Origin of the sequence: Pseudomonas sp. ES4 (assembly GCF_050586665.1) — a bacterium.
Taxonomy (GTDB): domain Bacteria; phylum Pseudomonadota; class Gammaproteobacteria; order Pseudomonadales; family Pseudomonadaceae; genus Aquipseudomonas; species Aquipseudomonas frederiksbergensis.
On sequence record NZ_JBOBDO010000014.1, the window covers coordinates 25941 to 46972 of the forward strand.

The following is a 21032-nucleotide window of genomic DNA, read 5'->3' on the forward strand; positions in this document are numbered from 1 at the left end:
CAGGAGGGACGCAAGAAACTGACAGTTGGATGGCAAATTGAACTGAGCGGTCACATTTAAGCATTGTCCGACGAAAACGCCTAAAGCAACAAATCCTCAAGACGACCGTGAATGCGTTCCGGCAGGTTTTCCTGAATCTCGATCAAGGCACGCTGAATCGCACTCTGGAAGCCCTGAACCCCCGCCGAACCATGGCTTTTCACCACAATCCCCTGCAAACCGAGGAAACTTGCGCCGTTATGCCGCGCAGGCGCCAGATCAGCTTGCAAGCGTTTCATCAGCGGCAAAGCCAGAGCACCGACCACTTTCGACGCAAGATTTTTCTTGAACAAGGCTTCGATGCGCGCGGCAATCATGGTCGCCAGGCCTTCGCTGGACTTGAGCAGGATATTGCCGACAAAACCGTCACACACCACCACATCCGCCTCGCCACGGTACACACCGTCACCCTCGACAAAACCGATGTAGTTGATACCACGAGCACTTTGCAACAATGTTGCAGCCAGCTTGACCTGCTGATTACCCTTGATGTCTTCAGTACCAATGTTCAACAGCGCCACTCGCGGACGAACAATGCCCAGGGTTTCCGCCGCCACCGACCCCATCACAGCGAACTGCAATAGATGCTCGGCACTGCAATCGACATTGGCACCCAGGTCGAGCAACTGGCAATAACCCTTCTGCGTCGGAATCGCCGCCACCATTGCCGGCCGATCAATGCCCGGCAAGGTCTTGAGCACAAACCGCGACAACGCCATCAGCGCACCGGTATTGCCGGCGCTGACACAGGCCTGCACCTTGCCGTCTCGCAGCAATTCCAGCGCCACGCGCATCGACGAGTCGGGCTTGCCGCGCAGGGCCTGGGCAGGCTTTTCGTCCATGGTGATGACTTCGGACGCCGGCACGATCGACAGGCGCGAGCGATCCACAGCCGATTGGCCAGAGAGCAATTCTTCAAGAAGGGAGGGTTGACCGACGAGGGTCAGGTGCAGCGAGGGCGTAGCAGACAGGCAAGCAAGGCTGGCCTGAACAATGCTGCGGGGACCGAAGTCCCCGCCCATTGCGTCAATCGCGATGACTTGAGCAGACAAGTGATTACTCGTCAGCGCCCTTGTCGATCACTTTACGGCCACGGTATACGCCTTCTGGCGATACGTGGTGACGCAGGTGAATTTCACCGGTGGTTTTTTCTACAGACAGAGTGCTTGCCGTCAGGGCGTCGTGCGAACGACGCATGTCACGGGCAGAGCGGGATTTTTTGTTCTGCTGAACAGCCATAATTGATTAACTCCTAAACGTTTGGGTCACGCTTTAACTGCGCCAATACACTGAACGGGTTGGACCGCGTTACCTCGTCCTCGCTCGGTTCGGGCTCATCGAGACCCGCCGGCTGCTGGCATTCTTCCGGATGATGAGCAGGCACAATGGGCAAGGCGAGCAGAAGCTCCTCCTCGATCAGTGACTGCAGATCCAATGGATCTTCGCCCAGTTCCAGCACGTCATAACCTTTCGGCAACGACTGGGTATTCGCACCCTCCTTCACCACAGCATAACTGCATTCGCTATGGATCGGCAGGGTGACCAGCTCAAGACAACGCTGGCAAACCATTTTGACTTCGGTGTCGATAAAACTGTGGATTACCACAGACTTACGTTCATCTCGTTCAAAAACGAATTTAGCCTGCACCGTACCGACAGTGTCGGAAAGCGGGTCGCAGAGTCTCTCCAAATCGGCCAGCAGCAGTTCACCTTGAAGGGTGGTGCCACGATCAGCCAATTTGCGCGGGTCAACGTGAGGTGGAATCGGGTCATTCAACATAGGCGCAGCATTATAGGGATGCCCCCAGCCATGTCAAAGGAAATTCAGCCCTGTCCGTCACTTGCAAGCCTCCGTTAGAATTCGCGCCTGCCTTTTGGAGATGCGCATGCTGCCTTTATTACTCGCTTCAAGCTCGGTTTATCGCCGGGAATTGCTGGCCCGCCTGCAGCTGCCGTTCACCTGCAGCTCGCCGGATATCGACGAAAGCCACCGATCGGGTGAGCCTGCCGTCGAGCTGGTAAAGCGTCTTGCCAAGGAAAAAGCACGCGCGCTGGCCAGCAGTCACCCCGCCCACTTGATTATCGGCTCCGACCAGGTTGCGGTGCTCGGCGAGCGGATTATCGGCAAACCGCACACCTTCGAAAAGGCCCGCGAACAATTGCTGGCGTCTAGCGGTGCCAGCGTGACCTTCCTTACCGGCCTGGCCCTGCTCAACAGCCAGACGGGTGAATGCCAGGTCGACTGCGTGCCGTTCACCGTACACATGCGCTCGCTCGATCAGGCACGCATCGAACGCTACCTGCGCGCCGAACAGCCCTACGACTGCGCTGGCAGCTTCAAAGCCGAAGGTTTGGGGGTGAGCCTGTTTCAAAGCACCGAAGGCCCTGACGCTACCAGCCTGATCGGCCTGCCCTTGATTCGCCTGGTGGACATGTTGCTGGCCGAAGGTGTGCAAATCCCCTGACCACCCTGTAGCTGACGAAGCCTGCGTGCGCGCAACCTACTGAACACCGCAATTGTGTAGCAGCTGGCGAAGCCTGCGTTCGAGTGCGCAGCGCTCGCAAATCCGGATTGCACGGTCTATCTGAAAGGTTGCGGCGCATCGTTTGGCGAGCGCTGCGCACTCGAACGCAGGCTTCGCCAGCTGCTACAGGGATCGTGCAGACATTAAAAAACCGGCCACTTGGGCCGGTTTTTTATGCCGAAGGCGATCAGCGCAACGAAGTCCCCTGGAAGCCCATCCACATCGCCAGATGCTCAGCCACACTGGCACCGAGTTTTTTCGAGAAGCGGTCGAACGGCGATTCCTGAACGGTGAAATCCACCAGCTCTTTCTCGCCGATCACGTCACGTGCCACCGAACTGGCATTCCCCAAACCATCGATCAGACCCAGCGGCAGCGCTTGCTCGCCCGACCAGACCAACCCGGAGAACAACTCTGGATGTTCCTTGTCCTTGAGACGGTCGCCACGACCTTTCTTGACGCTGCTGATGAACTGCTGATGAGTGGTATCGAGCACACCCTGCCAGAACCGGGTTTCTTCAGGCTTCTGCGGCTGGAACGGATCAAGGAACGATTTGTGCTCGCCCGAGGTGTAAGTACGACGCTCGACACCCAGCTTCTCCATGGTCCCGACAAAGCCATAACCGGCTGCGGTCACACCAATGGAACCCACCAGGCTCGCCTTGTCGGCATAGATCTGATCCGCCGCACTGGCGATGTAGTAAGCACCGGAAGCACCCAAATCCGAGATCACCGCGTAAAGCTTGGTGTCCGGATGCAGGCCGCGCAAACGACGGATTTCGTCATAGACGTAGCCTGACTGCACCGGACTGCCACCCGGACTGTTGATTCGCAGGATGACACCCTTGACCTTCTTGTCTTCGAACGCTGCACGCAGGCTGCCGACGATGTTGTCAGCGCTGGCAGGTTCCTTGTCGGCGATCATGCCGGTCACGTCGATCAGCGCGGTGTAGTTGCCACTGAGGGTGGCGGCTTTCTCCATGTCCATCAGGGGCGTGAACAGGACCAACGCGCCAAACAGGTACACAAAAGTCAGCAGCTTGAAGAAAATCCCCCAGCGACGGGACCGGCGCTGCTCCTGCACGCTGGCCAGCATGGTCTTTTCCAGCAGCTTCCAGCTTTTCTCGTCACCGCTCTCTACGCTTGCCTTGGCGGGCGCTTTCCATTCGTCGGTCATGACATTTACCCCAGCAAAAACCTGTTAAACCCGCTGACTCAGCCAGGCATGCAATTCTGAAAAACGATCAATGGCCAGTGTCGGCCCGAATAATTTCAACGCTTCGATCGATTGCGCGCCGTAGCTGACGGCCACCGAATCCATGCCCGCATTGCGCGCCATCTGCAAGTCAAAGGACGAGTCCCCCACCATCAACGCCTGCTCCGGGCGAACCTCACAGTGAGCGAGGATCTGCTCGAGCATCAGCGGATGGGGCTTGCTGGCGGTTTCGTCGGCCGCGCGGGTAATGTCGAAATAATCTTCCCAACCGTGAGACTTCAACACCCGATCCAGCCCGCGACGAGCCTTGCCGGTCGCGACCGCCAAGTGATAACCCTCTGCACGGAACGCCTCCATCGACTCGACCACCCCTTCGAACAACGGCGAAGGCACGGCTTCCGAGGCGATGTAGTGATCAGCATAGTGCTGACGGAAGGCCACCAATTCGTCGTCGCCGATTTCCGGATACAACGTACGAATCGCCTCCGGCAAGCCCAGACCGATGATCCCCTTGACAGCAAAATCATCGCGCAACTGAAAACCGGAGCGCTCGGATGCGACATGCATCGACTCGACAATCCGACCAATGGAGTCGGCGAGCGTGCCGTCCCAATCGAAAATCAGCAGCTTGCAGTCAGATGGGTGCACTCAGGCGCTCCACAGTTTTGGCCCACATCTCGTCGACTGGCGCCTGCAACTTCAGCTCACCGCCATCCGGCAGCGGCACAGTCAGCAGGTAGGCGTGCAGGAACAGGCGCTTGCCGCCCAGGTCACGAATCTCTTTGCTGAAGCCTTCATCGCCGTACTTGGTGTCACCGGCAATGCAATGCCCGGCGTGCAAGGTGTGAACGCGGATCTGGTGAGTCCGGCCAGTGATCGGCCTGGCTTCGATCAGGGTAGCGAAGTCGCCAAAACGACGCAGGACCTTGAACACGGTCACGGACTCTTTGCCCTCCTCCTCGTCAACTTCGACCATACGCTCGCCGGAGCGCAGATTGCTCTTGCCCAGCGACGCCCGGACTTGCTTGATCGAGGCCGCCCAGTTGCCGCGAACCAGCGCCATGTAGCGCTTGTCGACGCCATCGCCACGCAATGCCGTGTGCAAGTGACGCAGCATGCTGCGCTTCTTGGCGATCATCAGCAGGCCGGAGGTGTCACGGTCGAGACGGTGAACCAATTCGAGCTCCTTGCAATCGGGACGCAACTGACGAAAGGCTTCGATCACCCCGTAAGTCAGTCCGCTGCCACCGTGGACCGCAATGCCGCAAGGCTTGTTGATCACGATCAACGCCTTGTCCTCGAACACAATCGAGGCTTCGAGGCGCTGTAGCAGGCCTTGTGCCAGCGGTACCGGTTCGTCGCGCTCAGGCACGCGAACCGGCGGCACGCGCACGATATCGCCCGCCTGCAGCTTGTATTCGGGCTTGATCCGACCTTTGTTCACTCGCACTTCGCCTTTGCGCAAAATGCGGTAAATCAAGGTCTTGGGCACGCCTTTGAGCCGAGCGAGAAGGAAGTTGTCAATTCGTTGGCCGGCATATTCCGGCGAGACCTCCAGCAGTTGTACGGCTGGGGTCGAAGGGGCTGTAGTCGTCATGGCGCGGATGATAACAATTTTTTATGGAATTGAAGCACTTAATCATTGCTGCTATAGTCGCGAACGCCGCCAAAAGTGGCCTGGACAGCGGACTAACGGTCAAAAACCGGCCCTGACCAACGCAATTCACGAGGACGAGAGGCCGTCCTACGAGGCTTTCGCTACGAAACGGTAGAGTTTGCAGTTGTAACGAGCGCAGGTGACATGAGGCCTGAAGCATGCCGCAAAGCAGAGTTTTCACTCGCCTTGCGAGCAAATATTCATGGCCAGTTCACAAAGTGCAGTCAGCTACGAACAAACCCGAGCGAACGCTGCGGAAACAACGCCTAAATTAGCCATGATGCGTGACCTCCCCTTTCGGAGCTCACGGTAAATGCCAACCCGCTGCGGATTCTGCGCGCGGCAGCACCCGAATTATCAGGGATACGTGTAGGGTGGAGATGCACAACCGCTGGACTGTGTAGCAATAGGCTTTATCAAGACGCTTCATCTCGTCCACAGCCGCTGGTTGATTCCTCCTCCTGACTGAGTGCTTAAGTAGCCACAGCAAGCAGGACGCGTACGTCGCGATGCCGGCCCAATTGGTCGGGGTTCGCTAGACACTGGAGTGTCCAACCACTCCTGACGCACCTGACACCGACCATGAGAAGTCGTGTGTGCCGAACGCCGTTTCCGGCAGCCCGGAAACCGACGGTACTACATGAAAAGAATGCTGATTAACGCAACTCAACCCGAAGAGTTGCGCGTTGCACTGGTAGATGGCCAACGCCTCTACGACCTGGACATCGAATCCGGTGCACGCGAGCAGAAAAAGGCCAACATCTATAAAGGCCGGATTACTCGCATCGAACCAAGCCTGGAGGCTGCCTTTGTCGATTTCGGCTCTGAGCGCCACGGCTTCCTGCCCCTCAAAGAAATCTCCCGCGAATACTTCAAGAAAGCCCCCGAAGGCCGCGTCAACATCAAGGACGTCCTGAGCGAAGGCCAGGAAGTCATCGTTCAGGTCGAAAAAGAAGAACGTGGCAACAAGGGCGCAGCCCTGACCACTTTCATCAGCCTGGCCGGTCGTTACCTGGTTCTGATGCCGAACAACCCGCGTGCCGGCGGTATTTCCCGTCGCATCGAAGGTGAAGAGCGCAACGAACTGCGTGAAGCCCTGAACGGCCTGGTTGCCCCAGCCGACATGGGTCTGATCGTTCGCACTGCCGGCCTTGGCCGCAGCAGCGAAGAAATGCAGTGGGACCTCGACTACCTGCTGCAACTGTGGACCGCCATCAAAGAAGCCTCGCTGGATCGCTCCGCGCCGTTCCTGATCTACCAGGAAAGCAACGTGATCATCCGCGCCATCCGCGATTACCTGCGCCAGGACATCGGCGAAGTGCTGATCGACAGCGTTGAAGCACAGGACGAAGCCCTGACCTTCATTCGCCAGGTGATGCCGCAGTACGCCAGCAAGATCAAGCTGTACGAAGACAGCGTTCCGCTGTTCAACCGTTTCCAGATCGAAAGCCAGATCGAGACCGCTTTCCAGCGCGTCGTTGAACTGCCTTCCGGTGGCTCCATCGTTATCGATCCGACCGAAGCCCTGGTGTCCATCGACATCAACTCGGCGCGCGCCACCAAAGGCAGCGACATCGAAGAAACCGCTCTGCAGACCAACCTTGAAGCCGCCGAAGAAATCGCCCGTCAGTTGCGCTTGCGCGACATCGGCGGCCTGATCGTCATCGACTTCATCGACATGACCCCTGCCAAGAACCAGCGCGCCGTGGAAGAGAAAGTCCGCGAATGCCTGGAAGCCGACCGCGCTCGCGTGCAAGTCGGTCGCATCTCGCGCTTCGGCCTGCTGGAAATGTCCCGTCAGCGCCTGCGTCCATCCCTGGGCGAAAGCAGCGGCATCGTTTGCCCGCGTTGCAACGGCACCGGCATCATCCGTGATGTTGAATCGCTTTCGCTGGCGATCCTGCGCCTGATCGAAGAAGAAGCTCTGAAAGACCGCACCGCCGAAGTTCGCGCCCAGGTGCCGATCCCGGTCGCCGCGTTCCTGCTCAACGAGAAACGCAACTCGATCACCAAGATCGAACTGCGCACCCGCGCCCGCATCGTCATTCTGCCGAACGATCACCTCGAAACGCCGCACTTCGAAGTGCAGCGTTTGCGCGATGACAGCCCGGAAGCCGCGGTCGGCCAGTCCAGCTACGAAATCGCTGCTGCCGCTGCCGAAGTCGAAGAAGTCCAGCCAGCCGCTGCGACCCGCACCCTGGTTCGCCAGGAAGCCGCGGTCAAGACGGCTCCGGCTCGCGCCAACGCTCCGGTTCCGACCGAAGTCGTCGCTGCCCCACCTGTTGCCGCACCGGCCGCCGCGCCAGAGCCAAGCCTGTTCAAAGGCCTGGTGAAGTCGCTGGTCAGCCTGTTCGCGACCAAGGAAGAGCCTGCTGCTCCGGTGGTGGTTGAAAAACCGGCGACCACCGAGCGTCCGGCCCGCAACGAAGAGCGTCGCAACGGCCGTCAGCAGAGCCGCAACCGTAATGGTCGCCGCGATGAAGAACGCAAGCCTCGCGAGGAACGTGCACCGCGTGAAGAACGCGCACCGCGTGAGCCCCGCGAAGCCCGCGAAGAAACGCCAGCAGTAGCAGTCGCCCGCGAAGAACGCGCTCCACGTGAAGAGCGCGCACCACGCGCCCCGCGTGAAGAACGTGCACCGCGCGCTCCTCGCGAAGATCGCAAGCCACGTGGCGATCGTGAAGAGCGTCCGGTCCGTGAACTGCGCGAGCCTCTGGATGCCGCTCCGGCCGCCGCTGTTACCGCTGAAGAGCGTCCAGCCCGCCAGCCACGTGAAGAACGTGCTCCACGCCCACCGCGTGAAGAACGTCAGCCACGTGCCGAGCAAGCCGCCGCCGCAGTAGCTGAAGAAGAACTGGTTACCAACGAAGAGCAACCGCAGGAAGACGGTCAGGATGGCGCCGAAGGCGATCGTCCACGCCGCCGCTCCCGTGGCCAGCGTCGTCGCAGCAACCGTCGTGAGCGTCAGCGCGATGCCAACGGTAATGTGATCGAAGGTTCGGAAGAATCCGAGTCCGCCGAAGGTAACGAAGCGGCTGAAACCAGCGAAGCCCCAAGCGCTGCCGATCTGGCCGCCGGCCTGGCTGTTACCGCAGCTGTTGCCAGCACCGTGATCAGCGCTCCAGCCGAAGCACAGGCTAACGAGCAAGCCGAACGCGCGACTGCCGCCACCCTGGAAACTGCTCCAGTGGAAGCGCCAGTGGTTGAAGCAACGACTCCGGTCGAAGCCACCGCTGCTCCGGAAATCGAAGTGGCTCCGGTTCGTGAAGCACAGCCTGTCGTTGAAGCTGCCGCTGAGCCAGTGGTTAGCGCAGAACCGGTTGCCGAAACAGCCAGCGAAACAGTAACCGAAGCTGTCCGTGAAGTTCGCGAAGAGCAAACGGCGTTCAACTGGGTTGCCGAGCCACCTGTCGCCGAAGCGCCGGAAGCCGAAGCCATGGTGTCCGAGCCAGTGGTTGCTGCTGCAGAGCCTGCTCCAGTGGTTGAAGCACCGGTTGTTGCCGAAGTGGCCGCACCGCAAGTCGACGCCGCCCCTGTCAGCGCCCTGACGCCAAGTGGCCGTGCGCCGAACGACCCACGTGAAGTGCGTCGCCGCAAGCGTGAAGAGGAGCGTCTGCAGAAGGAAGCCGAACTGGCTGCCGCTGCTGCTCCGGCTGCTGCCGAACCAGCACCGGTTGTCGCTGAAGTCGTCGAGGCAGCACCTGCCCCGGCTGCTGAAGTCGCTGCTGCTGAACCTGCCGCATCGGCGATCGACGAAGCACCGCGCTCCGTTCAGGAAGCGGTAGAGCAACACGAACAAGCCCTGGAAAAAGAACACGAGCCTAAACCTCTCGTCTGATTCCATCGGCTAATAAAAAGCCCCGCCTGGTGATCCAGGCGGGGCTTTTTTATGTCCATGAACATCCCCCTCTGTGGGAGTGAGCCAGCTCGCGATGGCGGTTTAACATTCGATATTTATGTACGCTGATCCAACGCTATCGCGAGCAGGCTCGCTTCCACAGGGAATCTGTTCCAAGGCTACTTGAAGGTCAACTTCTCTGGCACATCCACATCCCACAACACCCCGGGATCGTCCACGGCTACCTCGACCACCCGGGCCTGCGCAAACAACGCCTTGGCGCCTCGATCACCGGACAACGCCATCAACGCGGCACCAAAGCTGCGCCCAAATCCCACCGGATGCCCATACTCGTCTTGATGCACCGGAACACTGACGGCGTCATCAGCAATCCCCGCCACCACCTGCTCAATACTCGATGGAAGGATGAACGGCATATCCCCCAGCACGATCAGCCAGCCACCGAGCTGCGGACAGGCCGCTACCCCGGCCGCGATGCTGTCGCCCATGCCGGTCGATTCAATCAGCACGATTTCGCAACCATAAGCCTTGGCCATGCGGGTCACCTGCGGTCGATCCACAGTGGTCACCAGGACGCGCTTCTCAAGGGACGCCGGCAAATTCACCAGCACTTGCTCGATCACCGAATGCACAGCGCCGTCGCGCCCCGTGCAATCCGCTACCAGCTTGTCCCGCTCGACACCGGCCTCCTGTCGAAACCGACGGCCCTGCCCTGCTGCCAGCACAACGACGCCGATGGGTTCGCTCATACCACCTCCTGCAACAGCTTCTTCTGCTTGAGCTCGACACCGTTCTTGATCGCGACGATTTCGGCCAGCAGCGACAAGGCGATTTCCGCCGGCGTGTGGCTGCCAATGTGCAAACCGATCGGGCCGTGCAACCGAGCGATAGCCTCTTGTGACAAGCCTAGCTGAGCCAGATTGTCCCGGCGCTTCAAGCTGTTGACCCGCGACCCCAGCGCACCGACATAAAACGCCTTGGAGTCCAAAGCGGTGAGCAAGGCCATGTCATCGAGGCGAGGATCGTGGGTCAGGGCGACAATGGCGGTGCGCTCGTCAGTCTGGATGCTGAGCACCGCTTCATCGGGCATGCCCGAAACAAAGCGCCCGTGCTGCTGTTCCCAGCCATAAACGAACTCGGTACGCGGATCGCAGATCAGCACTTCGAAATCCAGCAGCCGCGCCATCTCGGCGACATACCGGGACAACTGCCCCGCACCGATCAGCAACAGCCGCCAACGCGGACCGTAAATGGCCCGCAATGTCTTGCCATCGAACGTCAGCACATCAGTCTTGTCAGCCGGTTGCAGCGTGACTTCACCCGTCTCGACACTGAGCGAGCGAGCCACGATTTCATGCGCCTCGCAGCGCGCCAGCAACTCGGCAACCCAAGCCGGATCGCCGACCCGCTCCTCGGTCAGGCGCAAGGTGCCGCCGCACGGCAAACCGAAGCGTGCCGCCTCCTCATGGGTGACGCCGTAAGTGATCAACCGCACCGGCGGCCCATCGGCAGGAATACGACCGTCGTGCAGGCGGGCAATCAAATCGTCTTCGACACAACCACCGGACACCGAACCAATCACCACGCCATCTTCACGCAAGGCCAGCATGGCGCCAGGTGCCCGCGGCGCGGTGCCCCAGGTCTGGACCACGCTGTACAACACCACCCGCTGACCGGCGCGGCGCCATTCGAGCACGCTGCGCAGGACGTTCAGATCGACGCTGTCCATCAGGCTTGCGCCTTCTGCCAACCTTGCAGCTGATAGCGAACCGGCAGGTTGCGGATGCGTTTGCCGGTGGCGGCAAAGATTGCATTGCACAGCGCCGGCGCAATCGGCGGCACGCCAGGTTCACCGACCCCGCCCAATGGCACATTGCCTGGTGGTGTGACCAGATGCACCGCAACTTCCTTCGGCGCCAGGGACATGCGCGCCACTTCGTACATGTGGAAGTTGTCCTGCTGGACCTTGCCGTCCTTGAAGCTGATTTCCCCCAGCACCGCGTTGCCCAGGCCCATGACACAGGCGCCTTCGAACTGCGAGCGAATCCGCTCGGGGTTGATCTGCGGTCCGCAATCCACCGCGATGTCAGCCTTGTGCACGATCAGCGTGCCGTCGTCTTTGACTTCGACCTCGATCACCGCCGCCACATAAGTCACGAAGCTGTAATGCACCGCCAGGCCCAGGCCTCGGCCCTTGGGCAACTCACGGCCCCAACCGGCGGCTTTGGCTGCGGTTTCCAGTACCGTGCGCATCCGCGCGGTGTCGATCGGATAACGCTCGGGGGATTCGCCGTAGTTCCACTCTTCACTCAAGGTGCGCGGATCAATCTGCCGGTCCGGACCAAGCAATTTGATCTGGTACTTGAGCGGATCCTGGCCGGCCTTGTGCGCCAGTTCATCGACAAAGCTTTGAATCGCAAAGCCGTGTGGAATGTTCGACACCGAGCGATACCAGCCGACCCGGGTATGGACCGTCGCTTCGGGGTTTTCCAGGCGCACGTTCGGAATCGCGTAAGCCATGTTGGTGAAACCCATGCCCAGTTCGAAGGCCGCCTCGTGGTTCATGCCCGGCGCGAACAGCGCGGTGATGCTCGGCGCCACGGTGCGGTGCAACCAGCCGGACGGCAGGCCGTCCTTGTTCAGGCTGGCTTTCAGGTACTCGGCGGATACCGTGTGGAAATAGGAGCAGTGGATGTCGTCTTCACGGGTCCATTGCACCCGCACGGCCTTGCCGGGGAACTCCTTGGCGAGGATGGCTGCTTCGATGATGAAGTCCGGTTTGGATTTACGCCCGAAACCGCCGCCCAGCAAGGTGACGTTGAAGGTGACGTTATCGAACGGAATGCCGAGGCGCTCGCCAATACGTTCGCGAGTGACTTGGGGGGCCTGGCTTGGGGCCCAGGCTTCGCACACACCGTCCTTGAAGCGGGCGATGGCGACCATCGGCTCCATGGGTGCTTGCGTGAGATGCGGCAGGTAATAGGAGGCCTCGACGGTGTTGTCGGCACTGCTCATGGCTTCGTCGATATTGCCGGTATTGCGCACCACTTTGCCGGGTTTGAGGGAGGCTGCCTCAATTTCCTTGCGGTAGGCGATCGAGTCGTAACTGGCGTTGGGGCCATCGTCCCACTCGATTTTCAGCGCTTCGCGGCCCTTGATCGCCGCCCAGGTATTACTGGCGACCACGGCCACGCCGCCCAGCGGTTGAAACTCCAGCGGCAGTGGCCGATTTTCGATCTGAATGACCTTGATCACGCCCGGGACTTTCATCGCGGCGCTGGAGTCGACGGACTTGACCTTGCCGCCGTACACCGCAGGGCGCGCAATGGTGGCGTAGAGCATGCCGTCGAAATGCACGTCTGCACCGTAAATGGCGCGACCGTTGACGATGTCGACACCGTCGATGGCCTTGGCGCCTTCCTTGCCGATGTAGCGGAATTCCGACGGTTGCTTGAGTCGCAGGCTGTCACGCGCCGGCACTGCCAACGCACCGGCAGCGGCGGCCAAGGCGCCGTAACCCAATTCACGGCCGGTCGGTTTATGGATGACTTTATGCAGTTGCGCATGGCATTCGCCGACCGGCACTTTCCACTGTTCGGCAGCGGCTTGTTCAAGCATGGTCCGCGCGGCAGCACCGCAGCGACGCATCGGCTCGTACCAGTGGCGCATGCTGCGCGAGCCATCGGTGTCCTGGTTGCCGAAGCGCACTTCATCGCCCGGCGCCTGTTGCACCTTCATCATCGCCCAGTCGGCTTCCAGTTCATCGGCCACCACCATCGTCAGGCTGGTGCGCACACCCTGGCCCATTTCCGAGCGGTTGCAGACCACGGTCACCTTGCCGTCAGCGGCGATGCTGACGTACACCTTGGGATCATCGATCCAGCCGTTGGGCATGCCATCGGCGCCGAATTTCTTGTCTTTCTCGGCGGCGAAAGCGTCTTGCCAGCCCCAGCTCGCCGCTAAAACCAATGCACTGGTGGCACCAACGCCTTTGAGGAAACCGCGGCGACTGAAGTTGCTCAGCGCGAAATCATTCGGTAACTGACTCATGCCTTGGCCTCCTTCAGGTGAGTGGATGCCTGGCGGATGGCGGTTTTGATGCGGTTGTACGTGCCGCAGCGGCAAATATTGCCGACCATTGCCTCTTCGATCTGTTCGTCGCTGGGGTTCGGGTGGGTCTTGAGCAGCGCCGTGGCGGACATGATCTGCCCGCCCTGACAGAAACCGCACTGGGCGACGGCGGTGTCGAGCCAGGCTTGCTGGACGACTTGCCCGACCGGATCGGCGTGCAGGTTTTCGATTGTAGTGACGTTCTGGCCGACCACCGAACCGATCGGCGTGATGCAACTGCGCGCCGGGGCGCCGTCGATATGGATGGTGCACGCGCCGCACAGGCCCATGCCGCAGCCGAATTTGGTGCCGTTGTAACCGGCCACGTCGCGGATTGCCCAGAGCAGCGGCATGTCCTCGGTGACGTCGAGTTGATGGTCTTGACCATTGAGCTTCAGGGTAATCATGGGCACGCCCGCATAGTTATCGGTTATGGGGTCGAGCAATCTGCCGCCAAAGGTTGGCGGTTGGCATCACGCAGATCGGCTCAGGCTAAATGGGCTCTCTTATGCGGACGGTAGCGTCTGCATCGGGCCTTTGGTGGAGCAAACGTTTGCATCGTTAGGTGGCTAAGTTAACCCAGCATTAACAAAAAAGCCCTGCACCGTTAAACGTGTGCAGGGCTTTGAGATCAGTCTTGAAAGCGTAGCCTCAATACCGATTGGGCTCCATTTCCAGATCGACATGAAAACGTTCTGAAATGTCTTTCTGAATGCGTTGCGCCAGGTTCAGCAATTGCAGGCCGGTCGCGTTGCCGTAGTTGACCAGCACCAACGCCTGCAATTTATGCACGCCGGCATCGGCGTCACGGAAACCTTTCCAGCCAGCCCGCTCGATCAGCCAGCCCGCCGCCAGTTTCATCTGCCCGTCGGGTTGCGAGTAGGCCACCAAATCCGGGTATTCACCTTTGAGTTGCGCGACAAGCGCCGCCGGCACCAAAGGATTCTTGAAGAAGCTGCCGGCATTGCCGAGCACTGCCGGGTCCGGAAGCTTTTCATTGCGGATGCTGCAAATCGCCTGGCTGACATCGGTGGCGGTCGGATGATCGATACCTTGTTCGGTCAGGCGCTGACGCACCGGGCCGTACTCCAGATGCAGGTGCGCGGCGCGGTCCAGGATGAAACGAACCCGCAGGATCAACCAACGCCCCGGTTCCTGTTTGAACAGGCTGTCGCGGTAGGCGAAGTTACATTCTTCCAGAGTGAAATCCCGCAAGTCGCCGGTCTGGCGATCCAGCGCGGTCAGGCCGGCGAACACGTCCTTGATCTCCACGCCGTAGGCGCCGATGTTCTGCATCGGTGCCGCACCGACAGTGCCGGGGATCAGGCTGAGGTTCTCCAGCCCCGACAACCCCAGCGCCAGGGTGTGTTGCACGAACGGATGCCAAGGCTCGCCGGCCTCGGCTTCGATCACGACTTTGCTGCCGTCATCGCTCAGGATGCGAATCCCGCGGGTGGCCATGCGCAGCACCAGCGACTGGATATCGGCCGTCAGCAGCAGGTTGCTGCCACCGCCAATCACCAGCAACGGCACGTCATGTTCCGCCGCATAAGCCAGGGCTTCACGCACGTCGGCATCGCTATGGGCTTCGGCAAACAGCCGGGCCTGAACGTCGACGCCGAAGGTGTTGAACGGCTTGAGCGAAACCCGGGGTTGGACCAGCAAACTCATAGCCGTCCCTTCAATTCGATCACCAGCAAATCACTGGCGCGCTCGATCAGGTCCAGCACCTGTTCAAAACCTTGGTCACCGTCGTAGTACGGATCCGGCACTTCATCGATTTCCGACTGGTAGCGACGCAAAAACAGGTCCAGCTCGGCTTTGCCCTTGGCCGGTTGCATGGCCTCGAGGTTGCGCAGGTTGCTGTGGTCCATCGCCAGAATCAGGTCGTAGGTGGCGAAATCGGCGCGGGACACTTGCTGTGCGCGCTGGGCGGACAGGTCATAACCGCGCAGCCTGGCTGCCGCCTGGCTGCGCTTGTCCGGCGCCTTGCCGACGTGCCAGTCACCGGTACCCGCGGAGGCGACTTCGATTTGATCGGCCAGCCCCGCCTCGCGCAGTTTGTGTCGCAACACGCCTTCGGCCGTGGGTGAACGGCAGATGTTGCCCAGGCAGACAAACAAAACCCGCATCAGGCCTCCAGCAGGCGACGAACGCGCTCAAGGTCTTCGATGGTATCGACGCCGGTCGGCGGTGCGATCAGCGCGTCGGCGACGTGAATCCGCACGCCATGCCACAGGGCACGCAGCTGTTCCAGGGATTCAGTATTTTCCAGCCAGCAAGGTCCCCAGCTGACAAAGTCATGCAGGAAACCGGCGCGGTAGGCATAGATGCCGATGTGGCGGCGATAGGGCACGCCTTCCGGCAATTGCTCGCGGCTTTTGGCGAACGCGTCCCGGGCCCACGGCAACGTGGCACGACTGAAGGTCAGTGCCAGGCCATTAAGGTCGCTGACAACCTTGACCACATTGGGATTGAACAGGGTTTCCACATCTTCGATCGGCTCGGCCAGCGTGGCCATGCGCGCTTCGGTGTGGGCGGCCAGGTTGGCAGCCACCTGGTCGATCACGCTCGGCGGGATCAGCGGTTCGTCACCCTGGACGTTGACCACAATGGCGTCGGGCGTCAGACCCAGTTTCGCGGCGACTTCGGCCAAACGGTCGGTGCCGGAATTGTGATCTTCGCGGGTCAGCACCACTTCAGCGCCAAACCCTTTGCAGGCCTCGACGATGCGCGCATCGTCAGTGGCCACCACCACGCGTTGCGCACTGCTTTTGCTCGCCTGTTCCCAGACGTGCTGGATCATCGGCTTGCCGGCGATCAGCAACAGCGGCTTGCCTGGCAAGCGAGTGGAGGCGTAGCGCGATGGAATGACAACGGTAAAGGCTGTGGTCATTTATCCAGACGCTCGTCGGTGGTCAGGGTGCGAGCTTCGGTTTCGAGCATCACCGGGATGCCGTCGCGAATCGGGTAAGCCAGGCCTGCGCCCTTGCTGATCAGCTCGGTTTTGTCGGCACTGAGCTTGAGCGGGCCTTTGCAGACCGGGCAAGCGAGGATATCGAGCAATTTGGTGTCCATGAGCATTCCCTGGATAAAAACGGATTTAAGGCAAAAGACGAGCCGGCAACAGGCGCATCAGCTGCGTATCGAACCAGGCCACGAAGGCCGGCGATGGCGCAGCATCGACCGCCAGGTACCACCAATCGGCGGCGGCGAAGGCACGGCACTTCACCGCGTCCTTTTCGGTCATCACCAACGGCAATGACGGTGTGAAATTCAAGGCTTGCACGCTGTATTCGGCGTGGTCGGCAAACGCATGCGGCACCGGTTGCCAGTGTAGCGTTTCGAGGGTTGTGAAGAAACGCTGCGGATTGCCGATCCCGGCCACGGCGTGCAGCGCCTGGCCCGCGGGGAAGTGGTCGAGGGGACGCCGCTCGCCGCTGCGCAGATTGATCAATTCGGTGGGTTGAAGCTGGAAGGCGAAACCGCCGTCGCGATCGGCAGCGGCACCGTTGTAGAGCACTGCGTCGACACTTTGCAGACGCTCGGCCGGCTCACGCAACGGCCCGGCGGGCAGGCAACGCTGGTTGCCCAGGCCGCGGGCGGCGTCGATCAGCACCAGTTCAAGGTCGCGGGCCAGACGGTAATGCTGCATGCCGTCGTCGGACAGGATCAGGTCCAATGGCTCATTCGCCAGCAGCGCTTTGACGGCACTGCTGCGGTCCGGGTCGATCATCAACGGGACGCCGGTGCGCTGGACGATCAACAGCGGTTCGTCACCAGCGATATCGGCGCTTTGATCCGCCTCGACTCGCCACGGCAAGTGCGGTGGCTTGGCGCCATAACCTCGACTGACCACCCCGACCCGCAAACCGCTGCGCTGGCAGTGCTGGATCATCCACAGAATCAGCGGCGTCTTGCCGGTGCCACCGACGGTAATGTTACCCACGACGATCAGCGGCACGGGCGGTTGATAGATATCGCCCTCTCCCGCCAGAAAACGCTTGCGCTTGTTCATGACCACGCGCCGATACAGCCACTCCAGCGGCTGCAACAGCTTCAGGGCCGGATGACCCTGGTACCACGCGGCGAGCAAGCGATCGGACATGGCCATCAGGGCGCGGGCGGCGCCGCCTCGACTGTGGTCATGCGCAGGTGGCTGAAACCGAGTTTACCGGCGGCGTCCATAGCTGTGATGACGGACTGATGCTGGGCCTTGCCGTCGGCGCTGATGGACAGCGGCAAGTTGGTGTCGCCACTGGATTCTTTCTGCAGTGCGTCCATCAGGGTCGCCAGGTCGTTCTTGGGCAAGACCTGATTATTCACCGAGATGGCGCCTTCGGCACTGATGGCAACGTCCAGGTGTTTGACCTGCTGGTCTTCGGCCGGCGAACCGCTGACTGCTTCCGGCAGATCCACGCGCAACTGGGTTTCTCGGGTAAAGGTGGTGGTCACGACGAAAAACAGCAGCAGGATAAACACCACGTCGATCAGAGACGCGAGGTTGATGTCTACCGTTTCCCGCGGTTTGCGGCGGAATTTCACGCTTTGCCCCCATTCAGGTCAACATCACGGTCACCCTGTACCACCTCGACCAGTTTGATCGCTTCCTGCTCCATGCCCACCACCAGTTCATCGATCCGGCGTTGCAGGAATCGATGGAAGAATACGGCCGGGATACCGACCATCAGGCCCGCCGCCGTGGTGATCAGCGCTTTGGAAATACCGCCAGCCAGCACTGCAGCATTGGTGCCCATGCCCGTGCCCATGAACGCGCTGAAAATGTCGATCATGCCCAGCACCGTCCCCAGCAGACCCAGTAACGGGGCCATGGCAGCAATGGTGCCCAACGCATTGATGTAGCGTTCAAGCTCGTGGATGACCCGTGCGGCAGCCTCTTCGATGCACTCTTTCATGATCTCGCGACCATGCTTGGAGTTCGCCAGGCCAGCGGCGAGGATTTCGCCCAACGGCGAGTTGGCGCGCAATTCCTTGAGTTTTTCTTTATTGAGTTGCTTGTCCTTGATCCACACCCAGACTTGCCCGAGCAAATGCTCCGGGGTCACACGGCTGGCTCGCAGGGTCCAGAGACGCTCGGCGACGATTGCCATGGCCGCGATGGAACTCAAAATGATCGGCAGCATCATCCAGCCGCCGGATTTGACTAATTCCCACACAGTGACAGCCCCCTCGAAAAAGTGCGCCACTCTAACATAGGGGCTGAGCGCACCGAAGACCGTGATGTCGCAACCGCTCGGGGTTTAACAACCCCGGTTCAGTGCGCAGAGCGCCAGAAGCGCCGTTCTTGACGCATCGTCCACGGCGGTTTGAAACGTCCCAGTTGCAGACGGATGGCACCCTGCTCGGCGCTGTCATAAATCGACAGGCCGCGCTTTTGATAACGCGCGACGACCGTAGGATGGGGATGACCGAATGAATTGCCGTGACCGCGGGAGATCAACACTGCTTTGGGTTGCAGCCCGCTAAGCAACGCCATTGAAGACGAACTACGACTGCCGTGATGCGGTGCCTGCAACCAGTCAGTGGTGACGGCCAGTGGACTGTCGAGCAGTGCCCGCTCGGCGGCGGCGTCTATATCACCGGTCAATAACAGACGCTCACCATTGGCTTCAATTTGAAGGACACAGGATTTTTGATTGCTCTCGCTGGCCGAAGGCCATTGCCAGAGCTGGAACCTGACATCATCCCAGACCCATTGCTTGCCGCTCTCGCAGCCCTGCGCCTGTAACTCCGTCGGCAGCGCCTGGGGATCGCCACTGACCACCCGTTTTACCGGCAGACCATCGGCCACGGCCCGGGCGCCGCCTGCATGATCGGCGTCGGCATGGCTGATCAACATCAAATCGAGCCCCTCCACGCCCAGCTTGCGTAATGCCGGCAGCACCACCCGCTCGCCCAGGTCGAAATCGCCGAATCGTGGCCCAGTGTCATACAACAGTGTGTGATGACGGGTGCGCACCAGGATCGCCAAACCCTGGCCGACGTCCAGCTGCCAGACTTCGGCAATGCCTTCAGGCAAGACTTGCCGGGGCGGAAAAACCAGCAACAGCAGCATCGGCCAACCCAACGCGCGAAACGGCACCCCCCGAGGCATTAATAGTAGAAGCGACCCAAGTGTGCCGACTGCCCAAATCCACAACGGGATGGCCATCGGCACCCACGCGGGCACGTACCCGGCCATCAGCGTCAAGCCCTTGAACAAGAGGTCAATCAGACCTCCTGCCAGCCACAGCAACCCTTCGCCCACATAAGGAAGGGGTAAAAACAACGTGCCCAGCAAGGCCACGGGCAGCACGACCAGGCTGATCCACGGCACCGCGAGCAAATTGGCCACCGGCCCGCTGAGACTGATCGGCAACCCGAGCACCAGCAGCAACGGGCACAGGCCAATCGCGATCAGCCATTGGGCGCGGGTCCAGGTTTGCCACCAACGCCATGGGCCCAGACGCCCCCCGAAGGTGAAGATCAACACCGCCACTGCCGCGAACGACAGCCAGAAACCCGGTTGCAGACTCGCCAGCGGATCCAGCAGCAAAACACCGTCGAGCGCCAGCAACAACGGCCACCAGGCGCCGAGATGACGAAATCGCAGGCGCCACAACAGCACCAGGCCGATCATCACGCAGGCCCGCCGCACCGGCACCTCGAAACCGGCCAGCAGCCCGTAACCGAGAGCGGCCGCGAATGCGAGCCCACAGGCCCACGGCAGCCAAGGCAAGCGTTTCGGCCATAGGCCATAGCGGGCCAGCGCGGCGATCAACAGGTACACCAGCCCTGCCAACAACCCGATGTGTTGGCCGGAAATCACCAACAGATGGACGGTGCCGGTGTCTTGCAGCACCTGCCAGTCTTCGCGACTCAGCCCGGCGCCATCCCCCAGCACCAACGCCGTCAGCGCTCCCGTTCGCCCCTGGGCATCCACGGACTGCAAGCGCTGACGGACGCCGTCGCGCCAGGCCCATCGGGTTTCCTTGAGCCGTTCGCCAGCCTTGACCGTCCCGGTTGCACCGATGCGTTGCGCCAACAGCCAGGCGTCGTAGTCGAAGGCATGGGGGTTGAGCAGCCCCGCAGGACGCTTCAACTTGACCGCCAGTCGCCAATGCTCGCCGCTGTTGACCGGCGACCCGTCATACCAGGCCAGGCGCATCAGTTGCGGCACCTTGCCGTGTCGCGACCGGGCGTCCGCCAACTCGAAACGCACGACGGCCTCATTGTTCTGGGGCAATCCCGTCACCCGGCCTTCGACCCAACGGGTTTCGCCATCAAGGCTCATCGGCAGCCGATCATCCAGCGCCCACTGTGCATTCGCGCCCGCCCAGCTGAAGCCGAACAGGAAAAAAGCCAGTGGATAGCTGCGAAACGGCAGCAACATCAAACCGATGACCGGTAGCAACATCAATAACCAGACCGGCGGTAATACCGGTAAAAAACGCAGGATCAACAGACCCAACGCCAGCGCCATCATCCCTGTGCGCATACGCCCGTCCTTGAGAGTCACCTCTTAGGCATAGCCGGCTATCGCACCGCCATCGTTATTAATTGTCACAAAGTCTGAATGGGCAGTTCATAGAATCCAGACATACTTGCCGCCTTAACCGACCGAGA

Annotated in this window: 20 protein-coding genes; 2 read left to right on the forward strand and 18 right to left on the reverse strand. The window is 60.7% G+C overall.

What is annotated here, in order from left to right:
* Nucleotides 1-80: 80 nt before the first annotated feature.
* Genes plsX through ACQ4OB_RS16580 form a run of 3 tightly spaced genes read right to left on the reverse strand, consistent with a single transcriptional unit; the run spans nt 81 to nt 1819 of the window.
* A complete protein-coding gene (plsX, locus tag ACQ4OB_RS16570; RefSeq protein WP_074878985.1) occupies nt 81-1091 on the reverse strand; it encodes a phosphate acyltransferase PlsX in 1011 nt (336 codons plus the stop codon).
* Between the two features lie 4 nt (nt 1092-1095).
* Nucleotides 1096-1278, reverse strand: coding sequence for a 50S ribosomal protein L32 (rpmF, locus tag ACQ4OB_RS16575; RefSeq protein ID WP_008152339.1), 183 nt, complete (start codon nt 1276-1278; stop codon nt 1096-1098).
* A 13-nt stretch (nt 1279-1291) separates the two neighbouring features.
* Entirely contained in the window at nt 1292-1819 is a 528-nt protein-coding gene (locus tag ACQ4OB_RS16580; protein WP_004371317.1) for a YceD family protein, read from the reverse strand.
* 106 nt (nt 1820-1925) lie between these two features.
* On the opposite strand from ACQ4OB_RS16580, the gene ACQ4OB_RS16585 reads away from it, so the two are divergent.
* Complete coding sequence (locus ACQ4OB_RS16585) at nt 1926-2504, forward strand: Maf family protein (RefSeq protein WP_430956061.1); 579 nt, start codon at nt 1926-1928, stop codon at nt 2502-2504.
* A 247-nt stretch (nt 2505-2751) separates the two neighbouring features.
* Here the strand turns inward: ACQ4OB_RS16585 and ACQ4OB_RS16590 are convergent, their stop codons facing one another.
* Genes ACQ4OB_RS16590 through rluC form a run of 3 tightly spaced genes read right to left on the reverse strand, consistent with a single transcriptional unit; the run spans nt 2752 to nt 5377 of the window.
* A complete protein-coding gene (locus ACQ4OB_RS16590) occupies nt 2752-3741 on the reverse strand; it encodes a S49 family peptidase (RefSeq protein WP_430956062.1) in 990 nt (329 codons plus the stop codon).
* 24 nt (nt 3742-3765) lie between these two features.
* The gene (locus tag ACQ4OB_RS16595) at nt 3766-4428 is read right to left on the reverse strand and encodes an HAD-IA family hydrolase (protein WP_102614833.1); all 663 of its coding nucleotides are present in this window, start codon (nt 4426-4428) and stop codon (nt 3766-3768) included.
* Nucleotides 4415-5377, reverse strand: a complete 963-nt coding sequence (rluC, locus tag ACQ4OB_RS16600) for a 23S rRNA pseudouridine(955/2504/2580) synthase RluC (protein WP_074878993.1) — start codon at nt 5375-5377, stop codon at nt 4415-4417. The genes ACQ4OB_RS16595 and rluC overlap by 14 nt, the downstream gene beginning before the upstream one ends.
* 700 nt (nt 5378-6077) lie before the next feature.
* On the opposite strand from rluC, the gene rne reads away from it, so the two are divergent.
* Nucleotides 6078-9275 (forward strand): ribonuclease E, encoded by a 3198-nt coding sequence (gene rne, locus ACQ4OB_RS16605; RefSeq protein WP_430956063.1) that lies wholly within the window; start codon nt 6078-6080, stop codon nt 9273-9275.
* Nucleotides 9276-9454: 179 nt separating this feature from the next.
* Here rne and ACQ4OB_RS16610 read toward each other — a convergent pair whose 3' ends face one another.
* The 12 genes from ACQ4OB_RS16610 to ACQ4OB_RS16665 all read right to left on the reverse strand — a co-directional run bounded on the left by ACQ4OB_RS16610 (nt 9455) and on the right by ACQ4OB_RS16665 (nt 20904).
* On the reverse strand, nt 9455-10045 hold the full coding sequence (locus ACQ4OB_RS16610; protein WP_430956064.1) for a nucleotidyltransferase family protein: 591 nt from the start codon (nt 10043-10045) through the stop codon (nt 9455-9457).
* Entirely contained in the window at nt 10042-11025 is a 984-nt protein-coding gene (locus tag ACQ4OB_RS16615; protein WP_430956065.1) for an XdhC family protein, read from the reverse strand. Before ACQ4OB_RS16615 ends, ACQ4OB_RS16610 begins: the two co-directional genes overlap by 4 nt.
* Entirely contained in the window at nt 11025-13346 is a 2322-nt protein-coding gene (locus ACQ4OB_RS16620) for a molybdopterin cofactor-binding domain-containing protein (protein ID WP_430956066.1), read from the reverse strand. Before ACQ4OB_RS16620 ends, ACQ4OB_RS16615 begins: the two co-directional genes overlap by 1 nt.
* Nucleotides 13343-13813, reverse strand: a complete 471-nt coding sequence (locus tag ACQ4OB_RS16625; protein ID WP_074879003.1) for a (2Fe-2S)-binding protein — start codon at nt 13811-13813, stop codon at nt 13343-13345. Before ACQ4OB_RS16625 ends, ACQ4OB_RS16620 begins: the two co-directional genes overlap by 4 nt.
* A 244-nt stretch (nt 13814-14057) precedes the next feature.
* Complete coding sequence (murB, locus tag ACQ4OB_RS16630; RefSeq protein WP_430956067.1) at nt 14058-15077, reverse strand: UDP-N-acetylmuramate dehydrogenase; 1020 nt, start codon at nt 15075-15077, stop codon at nt 14058-14060.
* Nucleotides 15074-15538, reverse strand: coding sequence for a low molecular weight protein-tyrosine-phosphatase (locus ACQ4OB_RS16635; RefSeq protein ID WP_074879007.1), 465 nt, complete (start codon nt 15536-15538; stop codon nt 15074-15076). The genes murB and ACQ4OB_RS16635 overlap by 4 nt, the downstream gene beginning before the upstream one ends.
* Nucleotides 15538-16302 (reverse strand): 3-deoxy-manno-octulosonate cytidylyltransferase, encoded by a 765-nt coding sequence (kdsB, locus tag ACQ4OB_RS16640; RefSeq protein ID WP_430956068.1) that lies wholly within the window; start codon nt 16300-16302, stop codon nt 15538-15540. Before kdsB ends, ACQ4OB_RS16635 begins: the two co-directional genes overlap by 1 nt.
* A complete protein-coding gene (locus ACQ4OB_RS16645; protein ID WP_007945752.1) occupies nt 16299-16484 on the reverse strand; it encodes a Trm112 family protein in 186 nt (61 codons plus the stop codon). Before ACQ4OB_RS16645 ends, kdsB begins: the two co-directional genes overlap by 4 nt.
* Before the next feature lie 25 nt (nt 16485-16509).
* Nucleotides 16510-17520, reverse strand: a complete 1011-nt coding sequence (lpxK, locus tag ACQ4OB_RS16650) for a tetraacyldisaccharide 4'-kinase (RefSeq protein WP_430956069.1) — start codon at nt 17518-17520, stop codon at nt 16510-16512.
* A complete protein-coding gene (locus tag ACQ4OB_RS16655) occupies nt 17520-17951 on the reverse strand; it encodes an ExbD/TolR family protein (RefSeq protein WP_074879013.1) in 432 nt (143 codons plus the stop codon). Before ACQ4OB_RS16655 ends, lpxK begins: the two co-directional genes overlap by 1 nt.
* Entirely contained in the window at nt 17948-18583 is a 636-nt protein-coding gene (locus ACQ4OB_RS16660; RefSeq protein ID WP_046054381.1) for a MotA/TolQ/ExbB proton channel family protein, read from the reverse strand. Before ACQ4OB_RS16660 ends, ACQ4OB_RS16655 begins: the two co-directional genes overlap by 4 nt.
* A 98-nt stretch (nt 18584-18681) precedes the next feature.
* A complete protein-coding gene (locus ACQ4OB_RS16665) occupies nt 18682-20904 on the reverse strand; it encodes a DNA internalization-related competence protein ComEC/Rec2 (protein ID WP_430956070.1) in 2223 nt (740 codons plus the stop codon).
* Between the last annotated feature and the right edge of the window lie 128 nt (nt 20905-21032).

Coding starts and splice junctions, on each gene's coding strand:
- rpmF (WP_008152339.1), bottom strand. CDS start 1,278: ATGGCTGTTCAGCAGAACAAAAAATCCCGCTCTGCCCGTGACATGCGT.
- ACQ4OB_RS16580 (WP_004371317.1), bottom strand. CDS start 1,819: ATGTTGAATGACCCGATTCCACCTCACGTTGACCCGCGCAAATTGGCT.
- ACQ4OB_RS16585 (WP_430956061.1), top strand. CDS start 1,926: ATGCTGCCTTTATTACTCGCTTCAAGCTCGGTTTATCGCCGGGAATTG.
- ACQ4OB_RS16590 (WP_430956062.1), bottom strand. CDS start 3,741: ATGACCGACGAATGGAAAGCGCCCGCCAAGGCAAGCGTAGAGAGCGGT.
- rluC (WP_074878993.1), bottom strand. CDS start 5,377: ATGACGACTACAGCCCCTTCGACCCCAGCCGTACAACTGCTGGAGGTC.
- rne (WP_430956063.1), top strand. CDS start 6,078: ATGAAAAGAATGCTGATTAACGCAACTCAACCCGAAGAGTTGCGCGTT.
- ACQ4OB_RS16610 (WP_430956064.1), bottom strand. CDS start 10,045: ATGAGCGAACCCATCGGCGTCGTTGTGCTGGCAGCAGGGCAGGGCCGT.
- ACQ4OB_RS16615 (WP_430956065.1), bottom strand. CDS start 11,025: ATGGACAGCGTCGATCTGAACGTCCTGCGCAGCGTGCTCGAATGGCGC.
- ACQ4OB_RS16620 (WP_430956066.1), bottom strand. CDS start 13,346: ATGAGTCAGTTACCGAATGATTTCGCGCTGAGCAACTTCAGTCGCCGC.
- ACQ4OB_RS16625 (WP_074879003.1), bottom strand. CDS start 13,813: ATGATTACCCTGAAGCTCAATGGTCAAGACCATCAACTCGACGTCACC.
- murB (WP_430956067.1), bottom strand. CDS start 15,077: ATGAGTTTGCTGGTCCAACCCCGGGTTTCGCTCAAGCCGTTCAACACC.
- ACQ4OB_RS16635 (WP_074879007.1), bottom strand. CDS start 15,538: ATGCGGGTTTTGTTTGTCTGCCTGGGCAACATCTGCCGTTCACCCACG.
- kdsB (WP_430956068.1), bottom strand. CDS start 16,302: ATGACCACAGCCTTTACCGTTGTCATTCCATCGCGCTACGCCTCCACT.
- ACQ4OB_RS16645 (WP_007945752.1), bottom strand. CDS start 16,484: ATGGACACCAAATTGCTCGATATCCTCGCTTGCCCGGTCTGCAAAGGC.
- lpxK (WP_430956069.1), bottom strand. CDS start 17,520: ATGGCCATGTCCGATCGCTTGCTCGCCGCGTGGTACCAGGGTCATCCG.
- ACQ4OB_RS16665 (WP_430956070.1), bottom strand. CDS start 20,904: ATGCGCACAGGGATGATGGCGCTGGCGTTGGGTCTGTTGATCCTGCGT.